Origin of the sequence: Vibrio sp. Of7-15 (genome assembly GCF_022347565.1) — a bacterium.
Classification (GTDB): Bacteria; Pseudomonadota; Gammaproteobacteria; order Enterobacterales; family Vibrionaceae; genus NORP241.
Genome location: NZ_JAKRGH010000038.1, coordinates 22,317 through 29,580, shown reverse-complemented (window position 1 = coordinate 29,580; position 7,264 = coordinate 22,317). Strand labels below are relative to the sequence as shown.

Sequence of the window (7,264 nt, the reverse complement as noted above, 5' to 3'; positions counted from 1 at the left end):
CTCTTCAATTTAAAGTTTTGATTCTCTTAATAAATAAGAGGAGGCTCAACGAATACTGATGTTTCAACAAAGTTGAAACGAATTGACTGTGCCAAATAATCTTTCTCTATAAAGAGAAAACATATTTGTATTGGTCACTCAGTTCATTGATGCCATTTTGCTTTCACTTTCTAATTTACTTTCACTTTTAAAAGTGAAAACAAAAAGAGCGAAGACAAATAGTTTTGACTATCTATTCACGAGTGCCCACACAGATTGCATGGTCAAATTGTTAAAGAGCTTACTGACCAGTGACTGCTTAGTTGCCGTCTTCCGTGTCAGTGGGGTCGCATTATAGGGGGATAAATTTTCTTGGCAATAGTTTTTTAAACAAAAAAAACCAACCGTTCAAATATCGACCACAACGATCACTTTTAGAGCTTATCGCTATAAAAACAAACAACTAAAATTCACTGTAGCTTGAAATAACTGTTGTAAGCCCAATTGTTTGGCTCTTCCCCCAACGGTTATTCCAACTAACCTCTACAGTAACTTTTTTAGCTCCTGATACAGGGTAGTTATCTATTACCTTTATTACTCGACTCACTGTCGTACCCGCCATTGACACTCGTTCGTCGGTATTGATGATGGAATCATAGAGAATAGTACCTACTGCACTACTTGGTGCTCGGCTACGAAACTCTTCTAACTTTTCTTCTGCTAAGTAAAGTGCATTAATACTCTGCCTGGCGTTTTCTGATTTAGAGTCCATCGTAACTTGCAGCTTAACCAACCCCAGCACACCAATAGTCAGCAGTGCAAAAGCAATCAATACCTCAATCAAGCTGAATCCTTTCTGATCACAAATCATTCCAGGAGCCCTCTACCCAATCGACCTTACTTAAATTTTTATTCGCTTTATCACTGTTGTAAGAAGGCACAATTGAGCCATTTATTTTCACTGTTCGCCCAGGAGCGTCTATTCCAATGCCACCATCAAGGTAAAGAGAGTCATACACAAAAAAATTCACATTAAGATAAGAAGCCGTAATATCACTTTTATTAAACGCTCTCGTCGGCACCGCAATATTATCCACTCGATCTTCCCATACCATTTGAGCATCTAACGTTTCAGAAGAGTACACATAAACCAGCCCATTAAAATACCCAACGGCATTCATTTCCAAAAAACCATTAAAGATAATCAGTTCAATGGCAGAGCTACTGTCACTTGTAATTCCTGTGCCAAAAACTGAACCACCAATGGCACATGAGCCATCTACCCAAATTCTGGTTTTCCCAGCGGTTACAGCATTTTCAATTAGCTCACTACAACCTTTCACCCAGCCATGTGCGGTTATCTCGTCCCCACCTTTACCATTAACTACTTTAGGACCGATAACATCGCCATTCGTATCCATTGCAAACGAAGTTCGCACTGAGTCAACTTCACTTGGCACTAAGTAGCTTTTTCCATATAAATCAGCAAAAACATTAATCGATTGGGCCTCTTTTATATCTTCTCCCTTAACTGGTGCAGTCATAGCTGCTAGGTACGTAGGAGGGTTACTCAAATCAAAAAGGTTAGAGCGATAAGTCGGATGACACGTAAAGGATGGACTGGTAGAAGCGTGAGTGGCTGTTGTACTGTCTGCGGTAAGAAAATGCTCATCACTCCCTGACGAACTCACATAAGTCACAATGCCACTCATCATAATGCTTTGACACTGACCGCCATTATGATTGGGAACAAAATGATGAGAACCAGTCAGCTCAAGTATGGAAGCATTCATCTTAATGGTGCTTGTCATCCCCCCAGAGTAATTCACACTTTTGCTGACCGAAGTGACCGCATGAGCAGTATCAACGTAACTGCTAACCTTAAATTGCTTGCCTGAAGTGCCTTGTTCATAAAAATTGATAGTAAGCTGAGAGTCCATGTCTTGGCAGTCATTAGTAAATAAAGGCTCTATCGGAGAGACACCTGTTAATTGCAACTCACTAAACGCACATTCAACCCCACCTTCTGCCAGCCAGTGAGCCTGCCTCGCTAAAACTTCATTCTGCGCTCTTTTAATTTGATAAAACGAGTTTTTATAGCTCGTCATTGAAATCAATAAAACAGCAATAAGCAACATACTAGTAACTAACAAACTCACCATTCCCTTTTGGCGCTTAGACATTAGTTCCAGTTCCTTGTTTTCACCGTCACAGATTGAGTAACAGAAGCACTGCTACCAGATAAAGCAGCTTCCAGCACCAGGGTCAGCATATGGCTTGTTGCCGAAGTCGAACTCAACTGACTTTCTACAACATGGAAATCCACAACCCTAATTTGCTTGTCATGTAACATTGACTGACCATAGCTACAAGCTCGATTTACTCCCAACTCTAACGAAACCTCAGGGTTTGTTGTGGCGTAATGCTTAAGCTTATTATCTTCAAAGTAATACGACCGATAGTTTTTCTGTGTACCATCATCGTACGCAAAAGCGAGACAATCTAAATCAGAACCAACCTTCGCTTTGGCATAAACGACCTTATCAGCTCCACTAATAATAAAACTACTGGCGGCTCCAGAAGCAAACCCCGCTCGCAAGATATCTTCTTTCATCATACGAAGCGCATCGTTCATATCTTGACTCAGCATTAATTCAAGAGATCGTTGAGCTGCAAACTTATTCCCTTGTAAAAAAACACTCACTACCATACTGAGCGCAATTAACCCAATACTGGATGCAATAAGCAATTCAACTAAGCTAAAGCCTTTTGGTTTATGAGCATAATGCATAGTCGTACGACCCATCTGCACTGCACTTATACAAACGCCCTGTCATTTGGTTCACCATTACCTTAACTAACTTGCTGGCATCACCGAAATAAAACCCATAATGACCATTTTTATCCGGCCGCCCAGTAAAAGGATTAAAATGAACAGTGGTAGATGAAAATTGGCGGTATACACGAATCAAAGGGAAATCTTGTCCATTTACGCTGCCTATAACCGTACCATTAGAAGAGGTCGCAATAAGTTTCCAATCTTTTTTATCAGCGGTAGTTTCAGAATCAGCCATACCTATCGCCGTAACGAGAATAACCTCTCTGCGCAGCACAGCTTCGGATTTAGCCTTCGCTAGCAGAAGCTCGATTTCTGACGCCAAACGTTTGGCCTTATTACTCTTAATTAAAGCATCAAAAGACGGAGCGGCAGCAGAAATAAGCGTTGCTATCACAACCACGCCAATCAACAACTCTAATAACGTAAAGCCATAAATATTATGGTTACGGCATCCATCTTCTTGTTTTTCCACTGTTTCGCGAACCATTTCCCAAAACCTTTTGTAAACCACTCAAGCGTAATAAATCAACTTGATTCATATCCTACCACTAGATCAAAATGCCCTTGATTTTACAAAGAATATTATCGAGTTAGCTCTAAATATTAAGAGGCTGAAACAGTGATAAAACATAAAGGTATGACTCTGATCGAGTTAACGATAACGGTCGCGATTATTGGCGTACTCACAGCAATTGCTTACCCCTCTTACCAACAGCACGTATTGAAGAGTTATCGCTATCAAGCTCAAGGGGATCTCATCATGATTCAGCTGGCGTTAGAAGAGCATAGAACTCAGGGAAGGCCTTACAACGATGAAGAAAATACAGTGAGTAATTTATGTCCATCGTGTAATTTAACAAATGAAAGATATAGCTACTCTATTTTAGCTACTGATGATGGCTATACCCTAACGGCAGCAAAACAGGCTCCTCAAATGAGTGACTCATGCGATGATTTATCCATCAACAATACAGGGCAAACCAACCCAGTAGCTTGCTGGTAAATAATTCCACATTACGTAGCACTAAAACGAAAAAAGCCGACATCTGCCGGCTTTTGTTTTCTGTAATTTAACGGAGATTAGCTCGTTAGATCATCAAAGAAGTTTTTCACACCTTTGAAAAAACCATCTGATTTCGGCTTATGCTTTTTCGCAGCATCGCCACCAAAGCTTTCTTCTAGCTCTTTTAACAGTTCTTTTTGGCGAGAGCTCAAGCTCACTGGTGTTTCAACCACTAACTTACAAATTAGATCACCAACACCGCCACCACGAACAGACTTCACGCCTTTGCTACGCATACGGAACATACGACCCGTTTGTGTTTCTGAAGGTACTTTTAAGCTAACACGGCCATCTAAAGTAGGTACTTCTACTTCACCACCTAGAGCAGCCATAGTGAAACTCACTGGTACTTCACAGTACAAGTTATTGCCTTCACGTTCGAAGATCGCATGCTCACGCACATGCACTTGAACGTATAGATCACCAGCAGGTGAGCCAAACTCTCCCGCTTCACCTTCACCAGATAGACGAATGCGATCGCCAGTATCCACACCAGCAGGGATCTTAACGTTAAGCGTTTTCGTTTTTTGCTTACGACCTTGACCATGACACACATTACATGGGTCTTTAATGATCTTACCTTTACCATGACAAGTCGGACACGCTTGTTGAACAGCAAAGAAGCCTTGACGCATTTGTACCTGGCCTTGACCATGACAAGTACCACACGTTTGTGCAGACGTTCCTTTTTTCGCACCAGAGCCGTCACACGTATCACAGCCCACTAGTGTTGGTACTTCGATTTCTTTTTCACAACCGCGAACCGCTTCTTCTAAGCTAAGCTCCATGTTGTAACGTAAGTCGGCACCACGCTGCGCACGTTGCTGACCACCGCCACGACGACCGCCACCAAAGATATCGCCAAACACATCGCCAAAGATGTCACCAAAATCACCGCCGCCACCAAAGCCGCCGCCACCCATGCCACCTTGCTCAAAAGCAGCATGACCATATTGATCATAAGCGGCTTTTTTCTGGCCATCGGTTAAAACTTCGTACGCTTCTTTAACTTCTTTAAATTTTTCAGCTGCTGCTTCATCACCCTGATTACGGTCTGGGTGGAATTTCATTGCTAGGCGCTTATAAGCCTTTTTGATATCACGCTCAGAAGCATCACGGCTCACACCAAGTACTTCATAAAAATCACGTTTAGACATAATTATCGTCACCGAATACTTATATCAATCCAGATAATGGATCGAAAAATGGATAATGCGTTCAAGCAATTATCTGGGTTGGTATTGTTTACTTGTTGATACAAGGACGGGCGCAAGAGTTTCCCCCAACGCCCGCTCAAAAATAAGATTATGAATTAACTATCTTATTTTTTTTCGTCTTTAACTTCTTCAAACTCAGCATCAACAACATCGTCGTCTTGCTTAGGTTGTTCGCCTGCACCAGCACCTGCTTGTTGAGCTTGAGCTTGTTGCTGAGCGATTTCCATTAGTTTTTGAGCAGCAGTCATAAGAGCTTGAACTTTAGCGTCGATAGCTTCTTTGTCGTCGCCGTTCTTCACTTCTTCTAGCTCAGTGATTGCAGCTTCGATAGCAGTTTTGTCTTCAGCTGGCAATGCTTCACCTGCTTCTTCCATTTGCTTACGAGTACCGTGGATCATTTGGTCAGCTTGGTTACGTGCAGTAACTAGCTCTTCAAATTTCGCATCAGCGTCTTTGTTCGCTTCTGCTTCTTGAACCATTTTTTCGATGTCTGCATCGCTTAGACCACCAGATGCTTGGATAGTGATCTTCTGCTCTTTACCAGTGCTCTTATCTTTAGCAGATACGTGTAAGATACCATCTGCATCAAGGTCGAAAGTTACTTCGATTTGTGGCGTACCACGAGGAGCAGCTTGGATGCCTTCTAGGTTGAATTGACCTAGAGACTTGTTGTAAGTCGCTTGCTTACGCTCACCTTGAAGTACGTGGATAGTTACCGCACTTTGGTTGTCTTCTGCTGTAGAGAATACTTGGTTAGCTTTCGTTGGGATAGTTGTGTTTTTCTCAACCAGCTTAGTCATTACGCCACCCATTGTCTCGATACCTAGAGACAGTGGAGTTACGTCAAGAAGTAGTACGTCTTTAACGTCACCAGCAAGAACACCACCTTGAACTGCAGCACCCATTGCTACTGCTTCATCAGGGTTTACGTCTTTACGTGGTTCTTTACCGAAGAACTCAGTCACTTTAGCTTGAACCATAGGCATACGAGTCTGACCACCAACTAGGATTACGTCAGTTACGTCGCTTACAGATAGGTCTGCATCAGCAAGAGCTACTTTTAGTGGTTCAAGAGAACGTTGTACTAGGTCTTCAACTAGCGCTTCTAGCTTCGCACGAGTCACTTTAACGTTCATGTGCTTAGGACCAGTTGCGTCAGCAGTAACGTAAGGTAGGTTTACGTCTGTTTGCTGTGCAGAAGAAAGTTCGATTTTCGCTTTTTCAGCTGCTTCTTTAACACGCTGCATCGCTAGAGGATCGTTCTTAAGATCGATACCTTGCTCTTTTTTGAACTCTTCTACTAAGTAGTTGATCATGCGGTTATCGAAGTCTTCACCACCTAAGTGAGTGTCACCGTTTGTTGCTAGAACTTCGAAAGTTTGCTCGCCGTCAACGTTGTCGATTTCGATGATAGAAATATCGAATGTACCACCACCAAGGTCGTATACTGCGATAGTGCGATCGCCTTCTTGCTTGTCTAAGCCGTAAGCTAGAGCAGCAGCCGTTGGTTCGTTGATGATACGCTTAACATCTAGACCCGCGATACGACCAGCATCTTTAGTTGCTTGACGCTGAGCATCGTTGAAGTAAGCAGGAACAGTAACTACTGCGCCAGTTACTTCTTCACCTAGGAAGTCTTCAGCTGTTTTCTTCATTTTCTTAAGAACTTCAGCAGAAACCTGAGGAGCAGCCATTTTTTGGCCTTTCGCTTCTACCCAAGCATCACCGTTGTCAGCCTTAACAATTTTATAAGGCATGATTTCGATGTCACGCTGAACTTCTTCGTCTTCAAAACGACGACCAATTAGACGCTTGATTGCAAATAGCGTATTTTCTGGGTTTGTTACCGCCTGACGTTTTGCAGGTTGGCCCACTAACGTTTCACCGTCTGTATAAGCGATAACAGAAGCGGTTGTACGCTCACCTTCAGCATTTTCAATTACACGTGGCGCATCACCGTCAAGTACAGAAACACAAGAGTTTGTAGTACCTAAATCAATACCAATGATTTTACCCATCAGGCTATCTCCAAAAAAATTAATTCTATTTTGTTGCTATATCCCATAAGTGGGGACAGGCATCAGGGATTCAACCCTAGTTACAAAAAAAGATTTTACATCTCGTATGAATGTTAAATAAGGTCTCAAAATGTCATTTCAAGGCCTA

At 42.3% G+C, this 7,264-nt stretch carries 7 protein-coding genes; 1 reads left to right on the top strand and 6 read right to left on the bottom strand.

Features of this window, described 5'->3' with window-relative positions:
- Positions 1–442 precede the first annotated feature (442 nt).
- Genes MHO82_RS23885 through MHO82_RS23870 form a run of 4 tightly spaced genes read right to left on the bottom strand, consistent with a single transcriptional unit; the run spans position 443 to position 3,305 of the window.
- Positions 443–850 carry a prepilin-type N-terminal cleavage/methylation domain-containing protein gene (locus MHO82_RS23885; protein ID WP_275440777.1) on the bottom strand — a complete coding sequence of 136 codons (408 nt, stop codon included), beginning with the start codon at positions 848–850 and terminating at the stop codon, positions 443–445.
- Positions 840–2,162 (bottom strand): hypothetical protein, encoded by a 1,323-nt coding sequence (locus tag MHO82_RS23880; protein WP_239188754.1) that lies wholly within the window; start codon positions 2,160–2,162, stop codon positions 840–842. The genes MHO82_RS23885 and MHO82_RS23880 overlap by 11 nt, the downstream gene beginning before the upstream one ends.
- On the bottom strand, positions 2,162–2,785 hold the full coding sequence (locus MHO82_RS23875) for a prepilin-type N-terminal cleavage/methylation domain-containing protein (RefSeq protein WP_239188752.1): 624 nt from the start codon (positions 2,783–2,785) through the stop codon (positions 2,162–2,164). The genes MHO82_RS23880 and MHO82_RS23875 overlap by 1 nt, the downstream gene beginning before the upstream one ends.
- On the bottom strand, positions 2,754–3,305 hold the full coding sequence (locus tag MHO82_RS23870; protein WP_239188750.1) for a GspH/FimT family pseudopilin: 552 nt from the start codon (positions 3,303–3,305) through the stop codon (positions 2,754–2,756). The genes MHO82_RS23875 and MHO82_RS23870 overlap by 32 nt, the downstream gene beginning before the upstream one ends.
- A 132-nt stretch (positions 3,306–3,437) precedes the next feature.
- Here MHO82_RS23870 and MHO82_RS23860 point away from each other — a divergent pair, with 132 nt between their 5' ends.
- A complete protein-coding gene (locus MHO82_RS23860; protein ID WP_343299987.1) occupies positions 3,438–3,821 on the top strand; it encodes a type IV pilin protein in 384 nt (127 codons plus the stop codon).
- Between the two features lie 77 nt (positions 3,822–3,898).
- Here the strand turns inward: MHO82_RS23860 and dnaJ are convergent, their stop codons facing one another.
- Both dnaJ and dnaK read right to left on the bottom strand, forming a co-directional pair.
- Positions 3,899–5,038 carry a molecular chaperone DnaJ gene (gene dnaJ / locus MHO82_RS23855; protein ID WP_239188746.1) on the bottom strand — a complete coding sequence of 380 codons (1,140 nt, stop codon included), beginning with the start codon at positions 5,036–5,038 and terminating at the stop codon, positions 3,899–3,901.
- Positions 5,039–5,202: 164 nt separating this feature from the next.
- Positions 5,203–7,116, bottom strand: a complete 1,914-nt coding sequence (gene dnaK / locus MHO82_RS23850) for a molecular chaperone DnaK (RefSeq protein WP_239188743.1) — start codon at positions 7,114–7,116, stop codon at positions 5,203–5,205.
- Between the last annotated feature and the right edge of the window lie 148 nt (positions 7,117–7,264).